Origin of the sequence: Mycobacteroides immunogenum, from assembly GCF_001605725.1 — a bacterium.
Taxonomy (GTDB): Bacteria; Actinomycetota; Actinomycetes; order Mycobacteriales; family Mycobacteriaceae; genus Mycobacterium; species Mycobacterium immunogenum.
Map to the genome: position 1 here is coordinate 253279 of NZ_CP011530.1, position 22201 is coordinate 275479.

A 22201-nucleotide genomic window follows, 5' to 3' on the forward strand; every position below is an offset into this window, starting at 1 on the left:
GCGGGCCGAGGGCGAAGGCGTCGATCCGTTGATTGACCTGTCACGCGATCCGAACCCGGGCGTCGCCGATCACGCCAAGGACGACGAGTAAGCCGCCCTGCCCCATCCGCCGAGTGTGAGCACTAACGCGCACATTCGGCGTTTTCTCCGCACTGGCGCTCACACTCGGCGCCGGAGCCATACCGTTGCCGCATGGTCCCTGCGCGGAACTTCCTGAACTCGCCGGACAGCTTCATCCCGGATTCGCTGCGTGGCCTGGTCGCGTCCACCGGCGACCTGCGGTGGAATCGTGAGCACGGGTACCTGATCAGAGATGCGCCGCTGCGGCCCGGCCAGGTAGCTGTCGTATCCGGCGGAGGCTCCGGGCACGAACCCTTGCACCCCGGATTCATCGGCCGTGGCATGCTCACCGCCGCCTGCCCTGGCCTGATCTTCACGTCTCCCAACGCCCTGCAGATCGCGGGTGCCACTGTCGCGGCGGATGCCGGTGGCGGCGTGCTGCATGTGGTGAAGAACTACACCGGCGACGTGATGAATTTCTCCATCGCGCGCCAGATCGCCGCGGAGTCGGCGGTGCGCACCGACGTGGTGCTGGTTGACGACGACGTCGCGACGGAGGCGTCCGATTCCGGCGGGCCCGGCCGCCGTGGCACGGCCGCCACCGTGGTGGTGGAAAAGCTTTGTGGTGCTGCAGCCGAACGTGGCGACGATTTGGCCGCGGTGGCCGCGCTTGGCCGCCGGGTGGTGGCGGCCGCGCGCAGCATGGCGGTGGCACTGGCGCCCGGTACGGTTCCGGGCTCGCCGGTCCCGTCCTTCGATCTGCCCGCCGGTCAGATGGAAATCGGGATCGGGATTCACGGGGAGCGCGGTGTCGGCCGTGCGCCGGTCGCGCGGGCAGCGGAGATTGTGGCGGCGCTGCTGGCCCGCATCCTGCCGGCGGCACGAGTGACCGGCGGAGACGAGGTGATCGTCGTCGTCAACGGGCTCGGGGCCACGCACCCGCTGGAGCTGAATCTGCTCTTCGGTGAGGCGGCGGCTCAGTTGGCGGCAGCGGGAATCGCGGTGGCCCGCAGCTTGGTCGGTAGCTTCGTGACGGCGCTGGACATGGCGGGTTTCTCGCTGACCGTGGTGCGCGCGGACCGGGAGATGCTTGAGCTGTGGGACGCGCCCACCAGTGCGCCGGGCTGGCCGGTGGTGACCGGGCCACCCGTGGGCACGCTTACCGACGGCACGATCATCGAACCTGATGACCGTGCCGACCAGGGGCCGGAAAACCCGTGGCTCTCCGCGTTCGTGGGACGGGTTCGCGAGTCGGTGGGTGCGCTCACCGACTTGGATCGGCGTGCCGGAGACGGCGATTTCGGCACCAACATGGCGGCGGCATTGCGGCACTACGAGTTACCGCTGCGCGGAACCGACGACCAGGTGCTGCTGGCCCTGTCGACGTCGTACTTCGTGCGTGCGGGCGGTACCTCTGGCGCGGTGTTCGGAACCTTCTTCCGCGCGTTGTACGCCGGGCTCGGCAGCGAGCCCTGGTCCGTCGAGCGGGTGGCCCGCGCGGTGCGTCAGGCGCTGGAACAGATCCAGGCTCTCGGCGGGGCCCGGGTGGGAGACAAGACCGTCGTCGACGCGCTAGCCCCGGCCGCGGACGCACTCGATGAGGCGGTGAGAGCGGGCGCCGCACTGGCCGCGGCGCTGCGATCGGCGGCCGGGGCCGCCGCCGCAGGGGTGGAGGCCACCAAGAATTCGATGGCCGCCCGTGGCCGGGCCAGTTATGTGGGCGAGGCGGCCCGCGGCGTCGAAGATCCCGGCGCACTGGTCATGTCCTGGTTCTTCGAGGCCACCGCCGGCCGCTGACGGGCACCTATACGCGCTGCCCGACGAATGCCTCGATCTCGCGCACCATCAGCTCGGGCTGGTCCTCGCTGACAAAGGTGTAGCTGTCGGGTACCTCGACCAGTCTGGCGTTCGGCAGCAGGCTCACCCAGCGCTCGGCATGGGCGAACGGGAAGAACGGCAGCTTGCGTGGCCACAGCAGCAGCACGGGGCGCTCGAAGCCGCGCAGCGTCTCGGCGGCGGCCAGTGTGTCGCGGTTGTCGATGCCGCGCAGGAAGGCCCGCACATCGTTGCGGATGCCCTGTTGCGCCAGCAGAGGCGACACCCACTCGGCCAGCACATCGTCGGGAATCGAGTGCTTGGCAAGGGTATTGCCGAGTGCGCGCTGTGCCGCCCGCAGTTTGAATGGCCGCAGCACAAAGTCGGTGCCGGGAACGCGTGCCCAATATTGGAAGATGCGAATCGACTTCGGCAGGAAGTTATCGAAGGAGTCGCATGGTGTGAGCACCACGCGGCCGACTCTGTCGCAGCCGTCGGCAAGGAGTAGTTGGGTGATGGCCCCGCCGGTGTCGGTGGCGACGATGGTGACGTCCTCGAGGTCTAGGCTTTCGATGAGCTCACGGACCAGCCCGGCGACCGTGCGCGGGCTGAGTTCACTGCCGGGGTTCACAGGCGTCTTGTGCGCGCCGAGCGGAAGATCGGGTGCGATGCAGCGGAACCGCGCGCTCAGCGGCTCGATGATCTTGCGCCACATGGTTCCGGTGACGAAGAGCCCGTGCACAAAGACGATCGGTGGGCCGTCTCCGCTCTCGTGGTAGTGGATGGGGCCTGCGGAGGACTCGAAGATGGGCATGCCTCAACCATCGCCCTGACCTGCTGCCATGACGAGGCCTGGCACTGCCAGACAGTGCCATCCGGGCCGTCCGGGTCTCACAGGCCGCTGGCCGCGAGCACACCGCACAGCGCGTCGACGGCCGGGCCGAAACCGTGGTCGGCCGGTGTGCCGAAACTGACCACCACGCCGTCCGGGTTAGGGACGTGTGGGCCGGCCAGGGGATGACGCAGCCGCGACAGCCCGGCCAGCGCCACCCCGGCCTCACCGGCCCGATACAGCACCTCGGATTCGGCGCCGTCGGGCAGGGTCAGCAGCAGGTGCAGGCCGGCGGACAATCCCCGGACACCGACGTCGTAGTCGGCGAGCCGTGCCACCAGCAGGTCGCGCCGCCGGCGGTATCGGCCGCGCATCCGGCGGATGTGCCGGTCGTAGTGGCCGCCCGCGATGAAGTCCGCCATGGTGAGCTGCGAGATCGCGTCGACGTACCACTGGCCGCCGCCCGCGGCCGCCACCGCGGCATCCACCAGTTCCGGCGGCAGCACCATCCAGCCCAGCCGCAGCACGGGTGCCAGGCTCTTGCTCGCCGAACCCAGATACACGACGTGGTCCGGATCGAGGCTCTGCAGTGCGCCAACCGGTTGACGGTCGTACCGGAACTCGCCGTCGTAATCGTCTTCCAGAACGTACGAGTCGGTGCGGCGCGCCCAGTCCACCACCGCGGTGCGCCGTGTCGGGTGCAGCGGTAGCCCGTGTGGGAAGTGGTGCGCCGGAGTCACCAGCGCGGCCGAGGTGTCGAGGGTGTCCAAGTCGCTGACGACGGCGCCCTCGTCATCGAATCCGATGGGCGTGCTGGAGCCGCCCGTCGCCTCGATGCAATCGCGAAAGATGAACAGTCCGTAGGCCTCGACCGCGATCGGCCGGCTCAGGCCGTACATCCGGGTCAGGATCTCCACGGCGTGACGGGTGCCCGCGCAGATCAGGACCGAGTCGGGTGTGGTGCGCACGCCGCGCACCCGCGACACGTATTCGGCGACCGCGGAACGCAATTCGTGACGTCCGCGCGGGTCGCCGGAGCGCAGGGCCTCGTGCGGCGCATTGCTCAGCGCGCGGCGCGCCGAGGCGAGCCAGTCGGTACGCGGAAAGGCGGTGACGTCTCCGGAGCCGGGCATGAGGTTGTGCGGCGGGGGCGTGCCCGCTCCACGTGGGCGGGGCGGCAGTTGGTCCTGGCCGCGATTGACCACGCGGGTACCCGAGCCCTGCCGCGATTCGAGCCAGCCCTCGGCGACGAGTTCGGCGTAGGCCTCCGCGACGGTATTGCGTGCCAGGCCCAGGTCACCGGCCAGGGTTCGGGACGGCGGCAGCATGGCCCCGACGGTGAGACGCCCGGACCTGACGGCATCCCGCAGTGCCGAAATCAGCAACTCGCGCACGCCCCGAGTTCCGGGGGTGATGGTCTGGCGCAGGTCGAGATGCAGGTCGTGGCTGAGCGGGCGCGGTGCCCGCGCCGCCGAATTGGCCCACGAACTCATGCTGGAATTGAACCATGAAAGTGGGCCTTTACGGTTCTAGCGTTGAGGCATGACAAGCACCCTGAACGTCCCGACCCACCAGCCGCGCATCCGCATGGACAAGGTCTCACCCGAGGTCTACGAGGCCATGATGGCGCTGAGTATCGCTTCGGCCAAGGATGTCGAGCCCAGCCTGGCCGAGCTCATCAAGATCCGCGCATCGCAGCTCAATCACTGTGCGTTTTGCCTCGATATGCACACCCACGACGCCCGCAAGCAGGGCGAGACCGAGCAGCGCATCTACCTGCTGAACGCCTGGGCCGAGGCCGGCGATATCTACACCGAGCGGGAGAAGGCCGCGCTGGCCCTCACCGAGGAGGCCACCGTGCTTTCCGCAGGTGAGCACGTATCCGATGCGACCTACGCGCGGGCCGCCGCCGAATTCACCGAGCGCGAGCTGGGACAGATCATCGGGATGATCCTGACGATCAACGCCTGGAATCGCATCGCTGTCACTACCCGCAACGCACCTCCGCGTCGTGCATAGATTTGCCACAATCTTCGCCGTCGGCGTGACAGAAGCGTGATCGTTTCGTAATCTGACCAGGTGATCTTGGCGAGATGGCGTGCGAAGGACGGTGAGAAGAGGCCCGCGATGGCGCTCTCGCGCGTCGCGGGCCTCGCGCTGTCACTCGTTGCCGGTGCCGCCGTGATGGGCGTCGTGAGCGAAGTCGAGAAGCCCCACGTTCAGTTGTCGATCAAGGCTCCGCAGAATGCGATCGCCCTCATCGCCGAGCTGCCACGGGCGCAGCGGGACCGCCGCTACATCTCGGGTGAGGCGCTGGCCATGGAGGCCAGGGCCAGAGCCGTCACGCCGTGCTCAACGGTGCTGGCGGGTGCGCGGCCTGCGGTGGCGCAGGCGGGAAACTTCCTGAAGGGGATGTTCGGGATCGGTGATATCGGTGGTGCCAACGGCCGCGGCGGCGGCGGTGATCATGGCCGCGGACTGGCCCTGGACTTCATGACGAGCTCGTATTCGACCGGTACCGCACTCGCGAATTTCGTTCTGGCCAACCGTGATCGGTTGGGTGTCACCTACGTGATCTGGCAGCAGCGATACAACGACGGCAACGGCTGGTCGATGATGGAGAACCGCGGCAGCCCGACCGCCAACCACATGGATCACGTGCACGTGTCCTTCCGTGCCGACGCGAAGCCTCCCGCCGTCAACTGCTGACGGATCACCGCCAGCCGCGGGCGAAGCGGGATATGTTGGGCTGCATGGGTTTCTTGCCGTCACGCAATTCTTTGAGGGGTCTGCGCCAGATTGGCGATGGGCTGGGCACACTGGACCGCGAGGTCTTCGAGGCCATCGCGGAGTCGCCGAGCCCGCTGCTGGATGCCGTCATGCCGCGGCTCACTCGCGCCGCCGACCACTCCAAGCTCTGGATCGGTATCGGGGCCGGACTGGTGATGTTCGGCAGGCCGGCCGCTCAGCGCGGCGCCGGCCGCGGGCTGGTGACCTTGGCGGTGACGAGCGCCGTCACCAACCAGGTGGCCAAGCGGCTGCGCCGGCGAGAGCGGCCGAACTATCTGTCGGTGCCGCTGATGCGGCGCAGCAGGCGGGTCCCCACGTCGTCGTCACTGCCCTCGGGGCATTCGGCGAGTGCGGCGGCCTTCGCGGTGGGGGTGGGCCTGGAAAGTCCGCCGCTGGGTCTGGGGCTCTCGCTGCTGGCGGGCCTGGTAGGGCTGTCGCGGGTGGCCACCGGGGTGCACTATCCCGGTGATGTGTTCGCCGGGTTCGGAATCGGGGCGGGGCTGGCGGTACTGGGGGCGCGGGTGGTGCCGCCGATCGTGACGACGGCTGTTTCCGCGGGAGACCCGCTGCGGGTGGATACCGCCCCGCGGCCCGAGGGTGAGGGCGTGGTGCTGGTGGTCAACCCGGCGTCCGGGGATGGCACCGGTCAGCGGATTCTGGATCAGGTGCGCAAGGCGTTGCCCCGCACCGAAATTGTTGAGCTACACAAGGACGATGATGTCGTCGAGGTGATGCGCACGGCGGCGGGCCGGGCCGAAGTGCTGGCGGTCGGTGGCGGTGACGGCACCGTGGCATGCGCCGCCGGTGTTGCGGCAGAAACCGATACGCCATTGGCGGTCTTTCCCGGCGGCACCTTCAATCATTTCGCCAAGGACATCGGCTGTGACAGTGTCGCCAAAACTGTCGATGCGATCCGCCGGGGAAGTGTCAGCCGAGTCGACTTGGTCTACCTGAATGAGGACCAGGTGGTGATCAATACCGCGAGCATCGGTTCATACCCCAAATTCGTCCAGGTCCGTGAGAAGCTTGAGCGGCGCATAGGTAAACCGCTGGCCGCTGTCTACGCCATGCTGCACATGCTGCGGCGCGACCATCCGGTGCGTATCCGATTCGATAACAAGACCATTCAGACTTCGCTGTTCTTCCTGGGTAATTCGCTATATCTGCCTTCGGGTTTCGCGCCATCTCTGCGCGGCCGCATGGATGACGGCTTGATCGATGTGCGAATCCTGGAGACCGGTCGCAGGTTCAGTGGCGTGCGGATTCTTACCGCGCTGGTGCTGGGGCGGCTGCAACGCAGCCCGCTCTACCACGAGCTACAGGTGCCCGAATTCTCCTTCACCGCGGTGGACGGTCCCACGGTGCTCGCTCGTGACGGTGAGGCCGGCGACAAATACGCGCAAGCCCACTTCAAGGTGCGTTATCGGGCACTGGCGGTGTTTCGCCCGCTGCCCTGATGGGTGGCAGCGCCAGCAGGCATCCGACGAAGTATGCGTAGCCAAGCACCCAACCCGCCAGCACATCGGAAGGGTGATGGACGTTGAGCACGACCCGGCCCACCCCTATCGCGACAATCAGTGCGGCACCGAGCGCCCAGAGCCAGGGCCGCAGCGCGGCATCGGCTTTCGGTAACGCCAAGGCCAGGAGCGCCAGCACGCAGACGACGATCCCCATGGCATGTCCTGATGGAAAGGACGACGAATACGCACTCACCAGTGCGGTTGCCGGACGGGGCCGATGCACCAGCGCCTTGGCCAGTTCGTTGATCAATCCGCTGAGTTCCACGGTCAGCACCAGAAACATGGCCGGGCGCAGTTGGCGCCGCCACAGCAGCACGACCACGAGCACCCCCACCGCGAGGCGGAAGGCGTTGGGGCCCAAGATTGTGCAGAACCAATCCCAGGCACCGACCCAGCCGGGATGGGCGGCGCCGTAACCGTGCGCACGGCTCAGCGCAGCGTCGTCGAGACGAGTCAACCACGCCCACTGCCGCACATAGCCGATCCACAACAGTGCATAGACGGTGAGGGCGCAACCGGCAGAGGCCGCCAGCCAACGGCGTCCCCGATGTGTGACATCAGGCATGACTAAACCCAATACGGAACCCGGGCGCGGTACTGGCGCATCACCACGATCGCGACGACCCAGCCAACCACCGTGATCGCCAGCGCGATGATCCAGTGGTGCAGCTGTTGGTCCAGGCCCAGCAGCGGGTCACGGATGATGGCCAAGAAGTGCACGAACGGATTGAGCTGCACCACGGCGGCCAATTTTCCGGCCCGCTCATTGAGCATGCGCTCGTTCCAGATGATCGGCGTCATGAAGAACAGCAGCTGCACCAGGCTGCCCAGCAGTGGTGAGATATCCCGATAGCGGGTGGCCAGCACGCCGAATACCAGGGAAACCCATACACAATTCAGCGTGATCAACACCAGTGCGGGGATGAAGCTGAGATCGGTGATGTGCCAGTGCGGTGTGTATACCGCGACCACGATCACAAAGATGATGATGTTGTGCGCGAACAACAACAGCTGCCGCCACACCAGCCGATACACATGCACGCTCAGAGGCGTCGGCAGCTGTTTGATCAGGCCCTCGTTCGCGACGAAGACGTCAGAGCCCTCAAGAATGGCGGCGTTGAACAGGTTCCAGACGATCAAACCGATGGTCACATAGGGCAGGTGCTCGGCCAGCGGCAGTTTGAACAGCTGCGAGTACAAGATGCCCATCGCCAGCGCCGTGGATCCGGTGGCGATGGTGATCCAGAAAGGTCCCAGTACCGAGCGCCGGTAGCGCTGCTTGATGTCCTGCCAGCCCAGCTGCAGCCACAGCTGCCGGTGTTCGAAACCTTCCGACAGGTCACGCCATGCGCGCTTGAAAGTGCGGGAGTCCGAAGACAATTCCAGTAGTTCGTTGGTCATTCTCACTTCTCCTGTACGGAAGGAGTCGGATTGCCCGGCCTGCCGAACTGCTCGCGGCGGCCCAAGCGGCGCAGCGCGATCCAGTCACGCAGCCCGGCCGGGTCGCGCCGGGTGATCAAGAAGTACCACCCGAAACGCACCCATTCCTGGAGCAGCAACTTACGCATGCCGGGCTGCGACATCAGATAGCCGCGGTTGCGGTAGGTGAAGTACCGCTTGGTGGCATCATCGGGATACTGAGTGTGCATGCGCCCGCCCAGAATGGGTTTGAACTCCGCGGCGCCGTTGGGGTGCAGGTATGTCGCGTCGAGGCAGGTGCCGAATGGCAGGCCCGAGCGCACCAGTCGCCGGTGCACGTCCACCTCGTCGCCGCGAACGAACAGGCGCAGATCGGGAACACCCACAGCCTCCAGGGTTTCCGCCCGGAACAGCGCGCCGTTGAACAGTGAGGCAATGCCCGGCAGTAGGTCCTGGCCGGCCTCGGTGCGCAGTTCCTCTGCCCTGCGGCGCCACACCAGCCCGCGCCGCAAGGGGAACGCCAACCGACCGGGATCGTCGATATCGCACACCATGGGCGATACCTCCGCGAGGCGATGCTTGTGGGCGCAAGCCAGCAGTGTTTCCAAGACATCGGTGCCGCCGGGCCGGCCGTCGTCGTCGGCAAGCCAGACCCAGTCGGCGCCCAGGGTGAGTGCGTGCAGCATGCCGAGCGCGAATCCGCCTGCGCCGCCCAGGTTTCGGGTGGATCCCAAGTATGTGGCGGCGACCGGCTGCCCCTCGACGAGTGCCTTGACGGCGGGGTCGTTGTCGTTGTCCACTACGACAAGATGGTCCGGGGCGACGGTCTGCGCCGTCACGATCCGCAGGGATTGCGCCAGCTCCGCCGCACGCCGGTAGGTGACGACGACGGCGACGACCTTGTCAGGCATGCCGGTCGTCTTCGGCCAGGATCTGGGCCACGTGATCGCCGGCCTCATTGCCTTCGTAGGCGCGGACCACGTCCTCGATGCCGCCGCTCATCTTGACGGTGCCATGGTCGATCCACATCGCCGTGTTGCACAGCCGGGCCAGGAATTCATTGGAGTGGCTGGCGAAGACGAGCATGCCGGAGCGTTCTACCAACTGCTGCAACCGGATTCGTGCCTTCTTCATGAACTCGGCGTCGACGGCGCCGATGCCCTCGTCGAGTAGCAGGATCTCGGGGTCGATGCTGGTGACCACCCCCATGGCCAGACGTACGCGCATTCCGGTCGAATATGTGCGCAGGGGCATGGAGAGGTACTCGCCCAGCTCGGTGAAGTCGGCGATCTCATCAACCTTCGCCTGCATCTGCTTGCGGGTCTGCCCCAGGAACATGCCGCGGATGATGATGTTCTCGTACCCGGAGATTTCCGGGTCCATGCCCACGCCCAGGTCGAATACGGGCGCGACCCGGCCCTTGATGGAGGCGCTCCCCCGTGTGGGCTCATAGATTCCTGAAAGTAGCCGCAGCAGAGTCGATTTGCCCGCGCCGTTGTGGCCCACGAGCCCGACCCGGTCGCCCTCCTTGAGGGACAGCGTGATGTCACGAAGGGCTTCGATGACCACCACATTGGACTCGTTGCGCCCGATGGCGCCGCCGGCTTTGCCGAGGAAAGCCTTCTTGAGCGAGCGTGACTTGGCGTCGAATATCGGGAATTCCACCCACGCCTCGTGGGTCTGGATACTGACCATCGTCGCGCGGCCTACAGGTACTGGCCGGTGCCGCTGCCGCCGCCCTGCGCGGGTACCGAAAGGCCCGGAGGCAGCGCCCCCGTACGCATCTGCTGAAGCTGCGCGCGCGCCGCCATCTGCTGGGCGAAGAGCGCGGTCTGGATGCCGTGGAACAGCCCCTCTAGCCAGCCCACCAGCTGCGCCTGTGCGATGCGCAGCTCGGCATCGGAGGGAATGGTGTCCTCGTTGAACGGCAACGCCAGGCGCTCCAGCTCCTCGCGCAGCTCGGGGGCCAGCCCCTCTTCGAGTTCGCGGATGGAGGTGGCGTGGATCTCGCGCAGCCGGGAGCGGCTGGCGTCATCGAGCGGAGCCGCGCGCACTTCCTCCAGCAGCTGCTTGATCATCGTGCCGATGCGCATCACCTTGGCGGGCTGTTCGACGAGATCGGTGACCGACAGGTCATCATCGGCGGCGCTGTCCGCGTCGCGTTCCTGTGCGCCCAGGATGATCACCTGGTCGTCGTCCTCGTCATGACCTGGATGGGTCATTTGTCACCTTCCGCATCTGGTTTTCGGTCGCCAACCCATTCGTAGATCTGGGCGGCGCCGTTGTCGTACAGCTTTCTCCATGATCGGGATATGTCCAACGACCTTAGTCCGTCGGGAACTGTGAACCCCTGGACTACGGGAGTGCTGGTCATGACGTAGCGAATGTTCAGCGCATGCACAGCTTCGGTCACGCGCCTGTCGGTATCGGCGTCGTCCGCGTAGGCCCAGAAGATGTAGCGGTGATAACCCGGCCCCTGCTGCTGCGGGAAGTCGTAGTGCGTCCACAGCGGGTGCAGGCCCGCGACCGCGTACATCCAGCCCGAGCCGTCCACGTTTCCGTCGCCGATGGTGGTGTTCTTGGCGCCGGGCAGGGTCGCCAGGTACGCGAAGGCGTCGAGTTTCTTGGGCCCGACCATCACCTGGTCGTATTTGGCGCCCACGAGGTACTTGTGCGGCAGGAAGTAGTGCCGGGCCGAGAAACCGCAGACCACCGCCAACACGACAGCGGTGGCCACCAGTGCCCAGCGCGCGTCGGCCCGCGCGGCGCGTGCCCTGCGCAGCCCGGCCAGCGCGGCGGCGGCCAGGGCGAATAGGCCGATCCCCGCGGCCGGCGCCAGTAGCAGGCAGACGATGGCGGACAAGCGACGCGGGTCGCTGTAGAAGGCGTCGGAGAAGAGCGCCACCGCGTGGCCGATGAATCCGCCAAAAGGTTTGGAGGAGTGGACAATCGCCACTACCAGCAGCAGCCAGACGGCAATCGGCCAGTACACACGTTTGACGATCAGCACCAGCGCGCCCAGCAGCGCCAGCCCCAGCAGTGCGGACTGCACGGGGTAGTCGGCAAGGTGGCGGGTGTGCTGGGTGAGGGCATCCAGCAAGGCACGCTTCTTGCCCCATGGCGTGGTGAATTGGTGCCCGGCGATGATCTCGGACAACAGCAGCAGCGTGCGCAGCTGCGGATAGAGCAGAAGCAGTGATCCCACGCCCGCGAGGGCCAGCGGTATGAAACCGCTTCCCAAGCGGCGCTTATCTTTTGGCTTCTCGCCGCGACGCCGGGACAGGGGGGCGAACAGCCACCAGGCGGCCACGAAGACAACGGCCACGATGGCGCCCGAGGTGTGTACCGAGGCGATACCCACGAACGCGAGGATGGCCACCGGAATGCGGCTGCGGTCGGCGACGACGCTGGTGATAGCGATCATCGCCGGACCCACCAGGGCGAAGGACATCAGGTTGGGGATGGCCGAGACGTAGAACTCGACATAGGGCAGCGCGCTGAATGAGGCCGACAGCGCCGCCGCGGTGGCTGCGGAGCCGGCCTGGAAGGTGCGGGTGGTCCGGCCGCGTAGCAGCTGCCAGGCCAGTGCCGCGGCGCAGAGCGGGAAGAGCAGCGAGCCGGCGACGGAGTAGAGCGTGTAGCTCGTGGTGGGGGCGGCCCCGGTCAGCTGGCAGAGCACCGCGGCCAGCCCGTGGAAGGCCGACGGGTAGTACAGGGTGGCGTGTGTCTCCACATTGCGGAGGTCGCCCATGCGGGTCGACGATGCTTGCCCGGTATCGAGGATGTAGCGGATGGTGTTGCCGTGCCACATCGAGTCCCAGGTGCTGGGAATCGATTGCCAGTTGGTCAGTCCACGCAGGAATGCGTAGAAGATGAGAGCCGCCCCGAGCGCGACGCCGAACGTGACGGCGGCGAGCGCCGCACGATTTTGTGACGTTGATTGTGCAGCGTGGTTTTTTGGCCGCAGCCAGCGCCACAGCAGCCGTGCGATGACGATCGCGCCCAGCAGCGCAAACCCGGCGGAAAGTGAGTTCCACGGTATGCCAATTGAGCCGAAGGTGACGATACAGAGTCCAACTAGCCCGTAGGTCAATGCAGGTGCGGTGACGGCGGCCGAATGTGTTGGTAGCCCAAAGGCTCGGCCAATCAGCCAGCCTGGGATGAACAGCAACAGCAGTGCCGCAGCCACCCCGAAAGCAAACGACATTGTCCTAGTATGACTACACGAGACGGCGCGGTTAACCGTCGTCCGTCGGGGCGTCGTGCAACGACGGGTTCAGCGCCGTGACCTGTGATGAGCATCTAAGGTGTCTGGCATGGCATATGACGTCGCCCGGGTGCGTGGTTTGCACCCGTCCCTCGGCGACGGGTGGGTACATTTCGATACCCAGGCAGGGATGTTGATCCCTGATGCGGTTGCTACGACTGTATCCACAGCTTTCCGGGGATCCTTTTCCGACACGCGGGGCCCGCACCCCAGTGCGCGGCGCAGCGCCGCAGTTCTGGAGGCCGCCCGGCACGCCGCCGCCGACCTGGTGGGCGCCGACCCGGGCGGGGTGGTGCTGGGCAGCGATCGCGCGATCCTGCTGAACTCCCTCGCGGAGGGGTCGTCGTCCAAGGCGGGTCTCGGCTATGAGCTGGTGGTGTCCCGGCTCGACGAAGAGGCCAACGTGCAGCCCTGGTTGCGGTCAGCCAACAGGTACGGCGCCAAGGTCAAATGGGCCGAGGTGGATATCGAGTCCGGCGACCTGCCGTCGTGGCAGTGGGAGTCGTTGATTACCAAGCCGACTCGCCTGGTGGCGGTGACGGCGGCGTCGTCGACGCTGGGCACGGTGCCGGATCTGCAGCAGGCCACCAAGCTCGCACATGCGGTCGGTGGGCTCGTGGTGATGGATTGTTCGAGCCTGGTGCCGTATCGCGGCTTCGATATCGAGGACCTGGATGCCGATGTCGTCGCGTTCAATGCGACGGCGTGGGGTGGACCGCCGGTGGGCGCGCTGGTGTTCCGGGACCCGGCGCTGCTGGATTCGATCAGTTCGATCTCACTCAATCCGTTGGCCACTGGTCCGGCGCGGCTGGAGCTGGGCGGGCATCAGTTCGCGATGCTGGCCGGTCTGGTCGCCAGCGTCGAGTACCTGGCCGGTCTGGACGAGTCCGCGTCGGGTACCCGGCGGGAGCGGCTGCTGACGTCCCTGAACTCCGCGGGCGCCTATCTGGACTGGCTGTTCCGGTACCTGGTGAGCGCGCTACGGACGTTGCCGCGTGTCATGGTCATCGGGGCGCCCGAGGACCGGATTCCGGCGCTCAGCTTCACGGTGATCGGTGTTCCGGCGGACCGTGTGGTGCAGCGCCTGGCCGACAACGGGGTGTGTGCGATCGCCAACACCAGCTCGCGGGTGCTCGACGCCATCGGTGTCAACGAGATCGGCGGCGCGATCACGGTCGGTTTGGGCCACTATTCGACGGCCGCCGAGGTCGACCAGCTGGTGCGCGCGGTCGCCTCGCTGGGCTGACCCTGGCTGGCCCCACTCCTCACCGAGTGTGAGCGCTGGGGCTCACACTCGGGGATATTCGCGCCCTGACGCTCACACTCGACGGCTCAGCGGGTCAGCAGCACCTTTCCTAGGACCTCGCCGTTCTCCAGCAGCCGGTGTGCCTCGGCAGCCTGGCTCAGCGGAATCTCGGCGCCCACGATGGGACGGACCTTGTCCGCCTCGACCAGCGGCCATAGGTTCTGCAGGACCGATTCGACGATCGCCGCCTTCCCGGAGGGACCGTCGTTGGGGCGGGCGCGCAGCGTGGTGGCGGTGAGCGAGCCGCGTTTGGCGATCAGCCTGGCGATGTTCAGTTCGGCGGCTATGCCCCCTTGCATGCCGATGATGATCAGGTGTCCGTCGTTGCCGAGGGCGTCGATGTTCCGGCCCAGATACTTCGCTCCCATGATGTCGAGAATTCGATCGACGCCGGCGCCGTCGGTAAAACTGTGAACGGCCTGTACAAAATCTGTGTCGCGGTAGTTGATGGTGAGGTCTGCGCCAAGATCACGACAGGCGTCGAGCTTGGCGGGAGTGCCGGCGGTGACGGCGACCCGCAGGCCCAGTGCCTTGGCTACCTGAATGGCGTGGGTGCCGATGCCACTGGCGCCACCATGGATCAGGATTGATTGTCCCGCTGACATTTTCGTGACCATCATCATGTTGGACCACACCGTGCACGCGACCTCGGGAAGTGCGGCCGCGACGTCGATGGGGACGTTGGCCGGTATCGGTAGCAACTGGCTAGCGGGCGCAACCACTTTTTCCGCGTAGCCGCCGCCGGAAAGCAGCGCGCAAACGGGTTGTCCCACAGACCATTGCGTAACGCCCGTGCCAAGAGCGGCGATGGTGCCGGAACATTCCAAGCCCAGAATGGAGCTTGCTCCAGGTGGTGGGTTGTATAACCCCTGACGTTGCAGCAGATCGGCACGATTAGCTGCCGCGGCGGTCACGTCGATCAAGATCTCGCCGGGACCTGGGATTGGATCGGGAACTTCCGTCCAGCACAGCGCTTCTGGCCCACCCGGATTGTCAACGGTGATAGCGTGCATGTCATCCAGACTATGCCGAGCTATCGGCCACTGGGTTATTAGACGCAGCGGACGGAGGCGCGGTCTAGGCCACAGCGTGGTCGGCGGGAAGGGGGATGGCGTATGAGTACGCGTTCGGAGAGTGAAGTTCCGGGACTTGATCTCGCGGAATTTCGTTCATGGCAAAACTTTTGGGTGGCAACAAACCGGCTAAATTTTCTATTGAATCGCAAGATGGTTGCATCGCACAGCATTTCGCTCACCGATTTTCATGTGCTGCAGCAGTTGTTGCGATCTGCCAACGGCAGTTGCCGCATGGGGGATATTGCGAGCAGTCTGCTGGCCTCGCGTAGCCGGATCACCCACCAGGTGCGCCGCCTGGAGGAACAGGGCCTGGTGAAGCGGGGGTCGATGCCGCAGGATCGCCGCGCGGTGCTGGCGGCGCTGACCGAGCAGGGGCGCACGCTGGGCGAGGCGGCCATGCGGACGTACTCCGAATGCGTGCGGGAGCACTATCTGATGCGCCTGACCCGGCCCCAGCAGGCGGCCATCGCCGAGAGTTTCCGGCGGGTGGGTGAGGGGGCCGAAGAGGCGCTGCACGACGCCGACGGACGCGGCGGGGAGTAAGCCGCCACGCGGAGCCGCTAGGCTTGCCGACGGTGGCGTGGCAGAGCGGCCTAATGCACTCGCCTTGAAAGCGAGAGACGGCTAACACCGTCCGGGGGTTCAAATCCCTCCGCCACCGCTCTTAGGGGCAGTTCGGGCGGGCGATTCACGACCGGCCGCTTGATCGCCCGTGTTACTGCTTGTCAGCCGTCACCATGTTGGTGTACCTCAGGGTGTCCCAGCCCAGGCTGCCAAATACCGGGAGCTCGAAGCCAGAGGTATTCATGTAGTCCAGCAGCGCGGTCCGTTCGGCAGACCACCCACGGCCGCGCAGCCAGGTCGCTGCTTCGCTCCGGGGCTCGTTGTAGATCAGTGCGAGAAAATCGGCCAGCGGCGAGCCGCCGGGCCCCGCGGAGTCCTCCGCCTGCGCCCGGCGCAACGCGAATTCGACATCGGGGTAGGTGTCACGCTGTTCCACTGCGATGTGGCTGCCCGGCGCGGCCAGGCTGTTGATGGTTTCCAGGAGTAGGTCCTGGGCCGAGGACTTGAGGAAGAACAGCAGGCCCTCGACCAGCCATGCCGAGGGCTCCGCCGGATCGAACCCGCTTTCTTGTAAGACCGTCGACCAATCCTGTCGCAGGTCAACCGAGATGGGATGGCGGATGGCGCCGGGAGCCGCATTGTGGGCGTCCAGAGTTTCCTGCTTGAACTGTTGGACCAGCGGCTGATCCAGCTCGTAGATCCGTGTTCCGGTAGGCCAGGGCAAGCGGTATGCGCGGCAATCCAGCCCAGATGCCAGCAGCACGATTTGGCGCACTCCCGCACCGCCGGTCCTCGAGAAGAAGCTGTCGAAGAACGTTGTACGTGCGGCCTGGAAATTGGCGAAGCTGCGCCCGAAATCTTCACTGGACAACGCGTGGTCCGACTCCTTGCGCTGCACCAAATCGCTCCACTGACCTCCCGCTGCGCGGCAGAAGAGTTCGGCATAAGGGTCGATCGGCGTTCCGCTGACAGGGTGGCGCGCGAGTGCCCGGCCGGCGGCCACAGCCAATGCCGTCGAACCCACGCTCGTTTGAATATCCCAGGCGTCTGTGTCGGTGCGCATACTTCGATGCTACGGATTAAAAAGCGCTCTACCGCTGCGAGTCTGCTGTGAAGTATTTGCCGGGATTCATGCGTCGCACACCTAGGTCCGACGCTGGAGTCGTTAATTAGCTTGCTACTGTGCTGATTTAGCGGGCATGGCTACTAATAAGTGCATGTCACCTGCATATGTTGCGGGTTGCGGACGCGTGTGTCTGGTTCTTTGCTGGCTCAGGCAGGCCGGGGCGCCTACGCGCCGGAGCCCTGGGTGATCAGCGTGGTGTGTACCGGTGTGGACCCTGTGGTCAGATCCAGCACCGGGCAGTGGGCGTCGACGGCCTCTTGCAGCTCGCGGTAGCGCTCGTCGGTGTCTGGCCCGGAGACCGTCACGGTAACGCGGATCTGTTGAAAGCCGGGCCGGACGGTGTTGTCCAGGCCGAAGAAGCCGCGCACATCGAGATCGCCCTCCGCGCTGGCGCTGAGCGAATCCACTTGGATGCCAAGCCTTTCAGCCCAGAACCGGTAGGTGACCACTTGGCAGGACAGCAGTGAGGCGAGGTAGTACTCGACGGGGTTGGGCGCCGTGTTCTGCCCGCCGAGGCTCGGCGGTTCATCGACATGCACGCGGTACTTGCCCAGGGCGATCTCGCTACCGACAGTGCCCTCTGGTTGGGCGGAGGCCTTGAATACCACCTGCGCCGCGGCGGGATTGCCGGCCACGGCGGCCCGAGTCGCGTCGGTGATGGCGTTGAGAGAGGTTGTCGAGGCAGTCACGTGGGGCCACGCTAGCGGCATCGGGCGCGCATGTGCAGGGTTGCGCCCGTGATGAATCCAACGGGGAGACACGTAGCCCTATTTAAAAGGAGAAATTTCCTCTAAATTTGAAGTGTGGCGGAGAACGAAAAGCTGCCCCTGGCGGGGCGGCGAGATGAAGACCTTCCCGGGCACTGGCTGCTCGCGCGGCTGGGCAAGCGGGTCCTGCGTCCAGGCGGTCTGGAACTGACCACTCGGCTTCTGGCCGCCGGGAAGGTGACCGGTGCGGATGTGGTCGAGCTGGGTCCGGGGCTGGGCCGGACCGCGCGGGACATCGTGGCATTGCGGCCGCGGTCCTACGTCGGTGTCGACGACACCGCTGCCGCCACGCAGTCGGTACGCGACGTCGTCGCACCGTGCGGCGGGCGGGTGATCGTCGCCGATGCGGCCAGCACCGGTCTCGCCGACGCCAGTGCCGATGTCGTGGTGGGCGAGGCGATGCTGACCATGCAGACCGACAAGGCCAAACGTGCCATCGTTGACGAGGCGTATCGGGTGCTGCGGCCGGGCGGCCGTTACGCGATCCACGAACTGGGGCTCACGCCTGATTCTGTGGACGCCGAAGCTAAGGACGACATTCGCCGCGCCCTTGCCCGCTCGATCAAGGTCAACGCCAGACCACTGACCGTGGCCGAATGGACGGAGCTGCTCAGTGCTTCGGGATTCGAGGTGGTGAGCACCGACAGGGCGCCCATGGCCCTGCTCAACCCACGGCGCGTGGTCGCCGACGAGGGCGTTGTCGGGGCCCTGCGACTGGTGAAAAACGTTCTCCTGAATGGGGCGGCGCGTAAACGTGTGCTCGCCATGCGGCGCACCTTCGACGAGCACAAGGATGCCTTGACGGCGGTCGCGATTGTCGGTGTCCGTCCGGAATGACCGTCAACCGTAGAGCGGGCCAACAGCGCGAGCGCGTCCTGGACGTGCTGCGCCAGGCGTCACGGCCGGTGGGCGCTCAACACATCGCCGACAGTCTGCGGATACACATCACCACGGTGCGGTTCCATCTCAAGACCCTCGAAGAGCAGGGGCATATTGTCCGGCGTGGTGGTGCCGCCGAGCAGAAGGCGGGCAGGCCCAGCCTGTCGTACGCGATCGCGCCCCGCCTCGACTACGCCGACGTGGTGGCGTTGTTCGCGGTACATCTCGGTGGCAGCGCCGCCGAGCGTGAATCGCGTGCCGCGCTGGTCGGGGCCGACCTAGCGCACCGCGTGAATGTGGCGCGGCGCCGGGACCCGTTGCCTGCCGCGGACTTGGTCGTGGAAACCCTTGGTGAACTTGGCTTTACGGTGCACTCGACGTTGATGTCGTTCGGGCGAGTCACCGTGCAGATCTGTTCGTGCCCACTTGCCGAGATCGCCACGACGGCACCGGAGGTGGTCCGGGGCATCCAGCGGGGCCTGATCCAGGAAGTGCTCGACGTCAACGCCGAGGCAATTGGCGGGCGGTTTCAGGTCACCGTGTCACCCGACGCCGCTCACGGTGACTGCACGGTCAGCATGGTGCTGGAGCCACACACGAAAGAGAGGCAGGCATGGACGTCATCTCGATAACGGCCCTAGGCGACGAGCACGTCGAAACGGCGCGAAGTGCGCACAGCGGCCGGTCGGCACACACCGTGCACGGGGGTAGTGGCCACGCGCTACGCCAGGTGGTCATGGCTCTGGCGGCGGGCGCGAAGCTTGCCGAGCATGAAAACCCCGGCGAGGCAACCCTATTGGTGCTCAAGGGGCGGGTTGAGCTGGCCACCTCCAACGCCAGGGCGGCCGCCGCGGCTGGGCAGTATGTGGTCATTCCGCAAGAGCGCCACGACCTTACGGCGCTGGAAGATTCGGCAGTGTTGCTGACGGTGGTGGGCCGGGCGGGGTGAGCCGCCCGGCCGCTGGTCCCGTTAGGCCTTGGGGCCGCCGCTTTCCGCCAGTCGCCGTACGGCGTCGATGAAGACGTCGATCTCGTCGAAGGTGTTGTAGAACGCGAACGATGGCCGCACCGTCTGCTCCAGCCCCAGCCGGCGCAGGATCGGTTGCGCGCAGTGATGACCGGCGCGCACCGCGATGCCGTCGGCGTTCAGCGCCTTACCTACCTCCACCGGATCATGTCCGTCGAGCACGAACGACAGCACCGAGGCCTTGTGATCGGCCGTCCCGACCAGAGTCACGCCGGGAATCGCCGCCAACCGCGGTGTCGCGTACTCCAACAGCGCGTGCTCGTATTCGGCGATTCTGTCGATGCCGATGCGCTCGACGTACCGCAGTGCCTCACCCAGCCCGACGGCATCGGCGATGTTCCCGGTGCCCGCCTCGAACTTGTTCGGCGGACCCTGGAACACCGCACGCTGCAGGGTTACGTCGGCGATCATGTTGCCGCCGCCCTGCCACGGCGGCGTCTCCGCCAGCGCGTCCTCGCTGCCGTAGAGCACGCCGATTCCGGTGGGGCCGTAGATCTTATGACCCGAGAAGACGAAGAAGTCCGCGCCGAGTTCCTGCAGGTTCACCGCCAGGTGTGGCACCGACTGCGCACCGTCGATGAGCACGCGCGCGCCGTAGCGGTGCGCGATCTCGACGATCTGCTTGGCTGGGGTCACCGTGCCCAAGGCGTTGGAAACTTGGGTGGCCGCAACCAATTTGGTGCGCGGACCGACCAGATCCTCCAGCTCGGCCAACAGCAGGTTGCCGGCATCGTCCACCGGGGCCACCTTGATGATGGCACCCGTCTTCTGTGCGATCAGTTGCCACGGAACGATATTGGCGTGGTGCTCCAGATGGGTGATGACAATTTCATCGCCGTGCCCCAGATTTTTGCCACCCCAGGCGTGGGCCACCAGATTGATGGCCTCGGTGGCGCCGCGCACGAAGATGATGTTCTCGTCCGCCTCGGCGCCCAGGAACTTGCGCGCGGCACCGCGTGCGTCCTCGTACGCGTCGGTGGCCCGTGCCGCCAATTCATGTGCGGCACGGTGGATGTTCGAGTTCTCGTGCTGATAGAAGTGCACCAGCCGATCGATCACCGACTGTGGCTTCTGGGTGGTGGCGGCGTTGTCGAACCAGATCAGCGGCTTGCCGTTGACGGTTTCGGACAGGATCGGGAAATCGGCCCGAATCGAGGCGACGTCGAAGGCGCGCGCGTCTTCATGGATCGGTGCGGCAGTGGGCGCCCCGCCCAGGAAGTAGTAGTTCGCCTCGTCGCCTCCCGTCGGTGCCACGGGGGGCGACCAACCCAGATCTGGCACCGAAAGCGCCTCTGAGTGCGGGGCCACCCGAGGTGAAGCGACGGCCGGGGCCACCACAGGGGTGGCGAGCACACCCGGAATCGTCGGCACCAGCCCCGAGGGGACCGCGAAGTCGGCCAGTCCGGTCGTCGGATAGCCCGTTGCGGCGGTATGTGCCGCCGAGCTGCCCGAGGTCAGGTCACCGCCGCCACCGCGTGGAGCCACCGGCACGGCACCGGGAACACCGTCGGGCGTGGCCGAACTGAAGGCCGCGACGGGCGGGGCCACCGTGGCCGTCGCCAGCGCGTCGGCCACCGGAGCCGGTGCGTATGGGCTGGCCAACGAACCGGCGGTGGCCGCCGCGGAGGACCCCGCCGTCGCGTCCGGCACGGTGCCCCGGGGCGCGACGGGAACCGCCGGTCCCGGGGTATCGATACCAGGCGCGCCGGAAGGTGTTGCCTCCCAGAACAGTTGAGTGGCCAGTGCGGCCAGCTCGGCCGACGACGGGAATCCCGGCGGGCTGTCCGCTACTGGAATCTCATCACTTGTAGGCATGGAACTTGTCCACCTGCACGTCGTCGAGAACGGCCAGTGCGTCATCGGTCAGCACAGCCAGCGACGAATACAGGGTGACGAGGTACGAGGCGATGGCCGACCGGTTGATGCCGGTGAAGCGCACCGACAGGCCCGGGGCCTGCTCGCCGACCAGACCGGGCTGGAACAGGCCGACAACGCCCTGACGTTCCTCGCCGGTGCGCACCAGCAGGAACTTGGTCTTGGCGTCCTTCACCGGAACCTTGTCCGACGGGATGATCGGGATGCCGCGCCAGGTGATGAACTGTGCGCCGAACAGGCTGACGACCACCGGCGGCACGCCGCGGCGGGTGGCTTCGCGGCCGAACGCCGCCACACCCAGCGGGTGCGTCAGGAAGAAACCGGGGGTCTTCCAGACCTTGGTGATCAGGGCGTCCAGATCATCCGGGGTGGGAGGGCCGCCGAGGGTCTTGATGGTCTGCTCCGGGGTGGCCTGGGCCAGCAGACCGTACTCGGCGTTGTTGATGAGCTCGCTTTCCTGCCGTTCCTTGATGGACTCGATGGTCAGGCGCAGCTGCTGGGCGATCTGGTCGTGCGGGCTGGAGTACAGGTCAGAGACCCGGGTGTTGATGTCCAGCAGGGTCGAGATGGTCCGCAGCGTGTACTCGCGCGGGTTGGTCTCGTAGTCGACGTAGGTCTGCGGCAGCGGTGCCTCGCCCTCGCCCTGCTCCTCGCTGTGGATCGCGACCTTATCGGGGTTGACCACGCGGTTGACGCGGTAGATGCCCGCTTCGACGGGAACCCAGTTCAGCAGGTGCAGCAGCCACCGCGGGGTGATCGTGGACAGCTGGGGAACTGTCTTGGTGGCATTGGCTAGCTGCCGTGCGGCAAGATTGCCGAGGGCCTGAGATTCGTTCTGGGCAGCGGGCACAGCGGTTTCCTCCTCAGCGATGGGATCA

General features: G+C 66.3%; 22 protein-coding genes and 1 tRNA gene. 10 read left to right on the forward strand and 13 right to left on the reverse strand.

What is annotated here, in order from left to right:
* Nucleotides 1-192 precede the first annotated feature (192 nt).
* Nucleotides 193-1857 (forward strand): dihydroxyacetone kinase family protein, encoded by a 1665-nt coding sequence (locus ABG82_RS01215; RefSeq protein WP_043077380.1) that lies wholly within the window; start codon nt 193-195, stop codon nt 1855-1857.
* A gap of 7 nt (nt 1858-1864) precedes the next feature.
* Here the strand turns inward: ABG82_RS01215 and ABG82_RS01220 are convergent, their stop codons facing one another.
* Nucleotides 1865-2689, reverse strand: coding sequence for an alpha/beta fold hydrolase (locus ABG82_RS01220; RefSeq protein ID WP_043077379.1), 825 nt, complete (start codon nt 2687-2689; stop codon nt 1865-1867).
* Between the two features lie 77 nt (nt 2690-2766).
* Nucleotides 2767-4200 (reverse strand): MocR-like pyridoxine biosynthesis transcription factor PdxR, encoded by a 1434-nt coding sequence (gene pdxR, locus ABG82_RS01225; RefSeq protein WP_043077378.1) that lies wholly within the window; start codon nt 4198-4200, stop codon nt 2767-2769.
* Between the two features lie 49 nt (nt 4201-4249).
* Here pdxR and ABG82_RS01230 point away from each other — a divergent pair, with 49 nt between their 5' ends.
* From ABG82_RS01230 to ABG82_RS01240, 3 genes are all read left to right on the forward strand, one after another.
* Nucleotides 4250-4726 carry a carboxymuconolactone decarboxylase family protein gene (locus tag ABG82_RS01230; RefSeq protein ID WP_043077377.1) on the forward strand — a complete coding sequence of 159 codons (477 nt, stop codon included), beginning with the start codon at nt 4250-4252 and terminating at the stop codon, nt 4724-4726.
* A 108-nt stretch (nt 4727-4834) separates the two neighbouring features.
* A complete protein-coding gene (locus tag ABG82_RS01235; RefSeq protein ID WP_043077498.1) occupies nt 4835-5416 on the forward strand; it encodes a hypothetical protein in 582 nt (193 codons plus the stop codon).
* Between the two features lie 44 nt (nt 5417-5460).
* Nucleotides 5461-6954 (forward strand): bifunctional phosphatase PAP2/diacylglycerol kinase family protein, encoded by a 1494-nt coding sequence (locus tag ABG82_RS01240; protein ID WP_043077376.1) that lies wholly within the window; start codon nt 5461-5463, stop codon nt 6952-6954.
* On the opposite strand, the gene ABG82_RS01245 is transcribed toward ABG82_RS01240, so the two are convergent.
* The 6 genes from ABG82_RS01245 to ABG82_RS01270 are packed head-to-tail and all read right to left on the reverse strand — an operon-like array spanning nt 6908 to nt 12643.
* Nucleotides 6908-7582, reverse strand: a complete 675-nt coding sequence (locus ABG82_RS01245; protein ID WP_043077375.1) for a phosphatase PAP2 family protein — start codon at nt 7580-7582, stop codon at nt 6908-6910. The two genes, ABG82_RS01240 and ABG82_RS01245, sit on opposite strands and share 47 nt — an antisense overlap.
* Nucleotides 7583-7584: 2 nt before the next feature.
* A complete protein-coding gene (gene wzm, locus ABG82_RS01250; RefSeq protein ID WP_043077374.1) occupies nt 7585-8418 on the reverse strand; it encodes a galactan export ABC transporter permease subunit Wzm/RfbD in 834 nt (277 codons plus the stop codon).
* 2 nt (nt 8419-8420) lie between these two features.
* Nucleotides 8421-9347: a galactofuranosyltransferase GlfT1 gene (gene glfT1, locus ABG82_RS01255; protein ID WP_043077373.1), complete on the reverse strand. Its 927-nt coding sequence runs from the start codon at nt 9345-9347 to the stop codon at nt 8421-8423.
* Nucleotides 9340-10131, reverse strand: coding sequence for a galactan export ABC transporter ATP-binding subunit Wzt/RfbE (wzt, locus tag ABG82_RS01260; protein ID WP_043077372.1), 792 nt, complete (start codon nt 10129-10131; stop codon nt 9340-9342). The genes glfT1 and wzt overlap by 8 nt, the downstream gene beginning before the upstream one ends.
* 11 nt (nt 10132-10142) lie before the next feature.
* The gene (locus tag ABG82_RS01265; RefSeq protein ID WP_043077371.1) at nt 10143-10658 is read right to left on the reverse strand and encodes a bacterial proteasome activator family protein; all 516 of its coding nucleotides are present in this window, start codon (nt 10656-10658) and stop codon (nt 10143-10145) included.
* Nucleotides 10655-12643: a DUF6541 family protein gene (locus tag ABG82_RS01270; RefSeq protein ID WP_043077370.1), complete on the reverse strand. Its 1989-nt coding sequence runs from the start codon at nt 12641-12643 to the stop codon at nt 10655-10657. Before ABG82_RS01270 ends, ABG82_RS01265 begins: the two co-directional genes overlap by 4 nt.
* 109 nt (nt 12644-12752) lie before the next feature.
* Between ABG82_RS01270 and ABG82_RS01275 the strand changes: the two genes are divergently transcribed.
* Nucleotides 12753-13949: a cysteine desulfurase-like protein gene (locus ABG82_RS01275; protein ID WP_043077369.1), complete on the forward strand. Its 1197-nt coding sequence runs from the start codon at nt 12753-12755 to the stop codon at nt 13947-13949.
* Between the two features lie 86 nt (nt 13950-14035).
* Here ABG82_RS01275 and ABG82_RS01280 read toward each other — a convergent pair whose 3' ends face one another.
* Nucleotides 14036-15022: an NAD(P)H-quinone oxidoreductase gene (locus ABG82_RS01280; RefSeq protein ID WP_043077368.1), complete on the reverse strand. Its 987-nt coding sequence runs from the start codon at nt 15020-15022 to the stop codon at nt 14036-14038.
* Between the two features lie 213 nt (nt 15023-15235).
* On the opposite strand from ABG82_RS01280, the gene ABG82_RS27435 reads away from it, so the two are divergent.
* Nucleotides 15236-15628 (forward strand): MarR family winged helix-turn-helix transcriptional regulator, encoded by a 393-nt coding sequence (locus ABG82_RS27435; RefSeq protein WP_162269179.1) that lies wholly within the window; start codon nt 15236-15238, stop codon nt 15626-15628.
* 31 nt (nt 15629-15659) lie between these two features.
* Nucleotides 15660-15746, forward strand: a tRNA-Ser gene (locus ABG82_RS01290).
* Between the two features lie 54 nt (nt 15747-15800).
* On the opposite strand, the gene ABG82_RS01295 is transcribed toward ABG82_RS01290, so the two are convergent.
* Both ABG82_RS01295 and ABG82_RS01300 read right to left on the reverse strand, forming a co-directional pair.
* A complete protein-coding gene (locus tag ABG82_RS01295) occupies nt 15801-16712 on the reverse strand; it encodes an SAM-dependent methyltransferase (protein ID WP_043077366.1) in 912 nt (303 codons plus the stop codon).
* 227 nt (nt 16713-16939) lie between these two features.
* Nucleotides 16940-17464 (reverse strand): OsmC family protein, encoded by a 525-nt coding sequence (locus ABG82_RS01300; protein WP_043077497.1) that lies wholly within the window; start codon nt 17462-17464, stop codon nt 16940-16942.
* 114 nt (nt 17465-17578) lie between these two features.
* On the opposite strand from ABG82_RS01300, the gene ABG82_RS01305 reads away from it, so the two are divergent.
* The 3 genes from ABG82_RS01305 to ABG82_RS01315 are packed head-to-tail and all read left to right on the forward strand — an operon-like array spanning nt 17579 to nt 19370.
* The gene (locus ABG82_RS01305; RefSeq protein ID WP_043077365.1) at nt 17579-18379 is read left to right on the forward strand and encodes a class I SAM-dependent methyltransferase; all 801 of its coding nucleotides are present in this window, start codon (nt 17579-17581) and stop codon (nt 18377-18379) included.
* Nucleotides 18376-19053 carry a helix-turn-helix transcriptional regulator gene (locus tag ABG82_RS01310; protein ID WP_078343379.1) on the forward strand — a complete coding sequence of 226 codons (678 nt, stop codon included), beginning with the start codon at nt 18376-18378 and terminating at the stop codon, nt 19051-19053. The genes ABG82_RS01305 and ABG82_RS01310 overlap by 4 nt, the downstream gene beginning before the upstream one ends.
* On the forward strand, nt 19035-19370 hold the full coding sequence (locus tag ABG82_RS01315; protein ID WP_043077364.1) for a cupin domain-containing protein: 336 nt from the start codon (nt 19035-19037) through the stop codon (nt 19368-19370). Before ABG82_RS01310 ends, ABG82_RS01315 begins: the two co-directional genes overlap by 19 nt.
* A 21-nt stretch (nt 19371-19391) precedes the next feature.
* Here the strand turns inward: ABG82_RS01315 and ABG82_RS01320 are convergent, their stop codons facing one another.
* Nucleotides 19392-21263, reverse strand: coding sequence for a family 2A encapsulin nanocompartment cargo protein cysteine desulfurase (locus ABG82_RS01320; protein WP_043077363.1), 1872 nt, complete (start codon nt 21261-21263; stop codon nt 19392-19394).
* Nucleotides 21250-22173: a family 2A encapsulin nanocompartment shell protein gene (locus ABG82_RS01325; RefSeq protein WP_043077362.1), complete on the reverse strand. Its 924-nt coding sequence runs from the start codon at nt 22171-22173 to the stop codon at nt 21250-21252. The genes ABG82_RS01320 and ABG82_RS01325 overlap by 14 nt, the downstream gene beginning before the upstream one ends.
* Nucleotides 22174-22201: the final 28 nt, after the last annotated feature.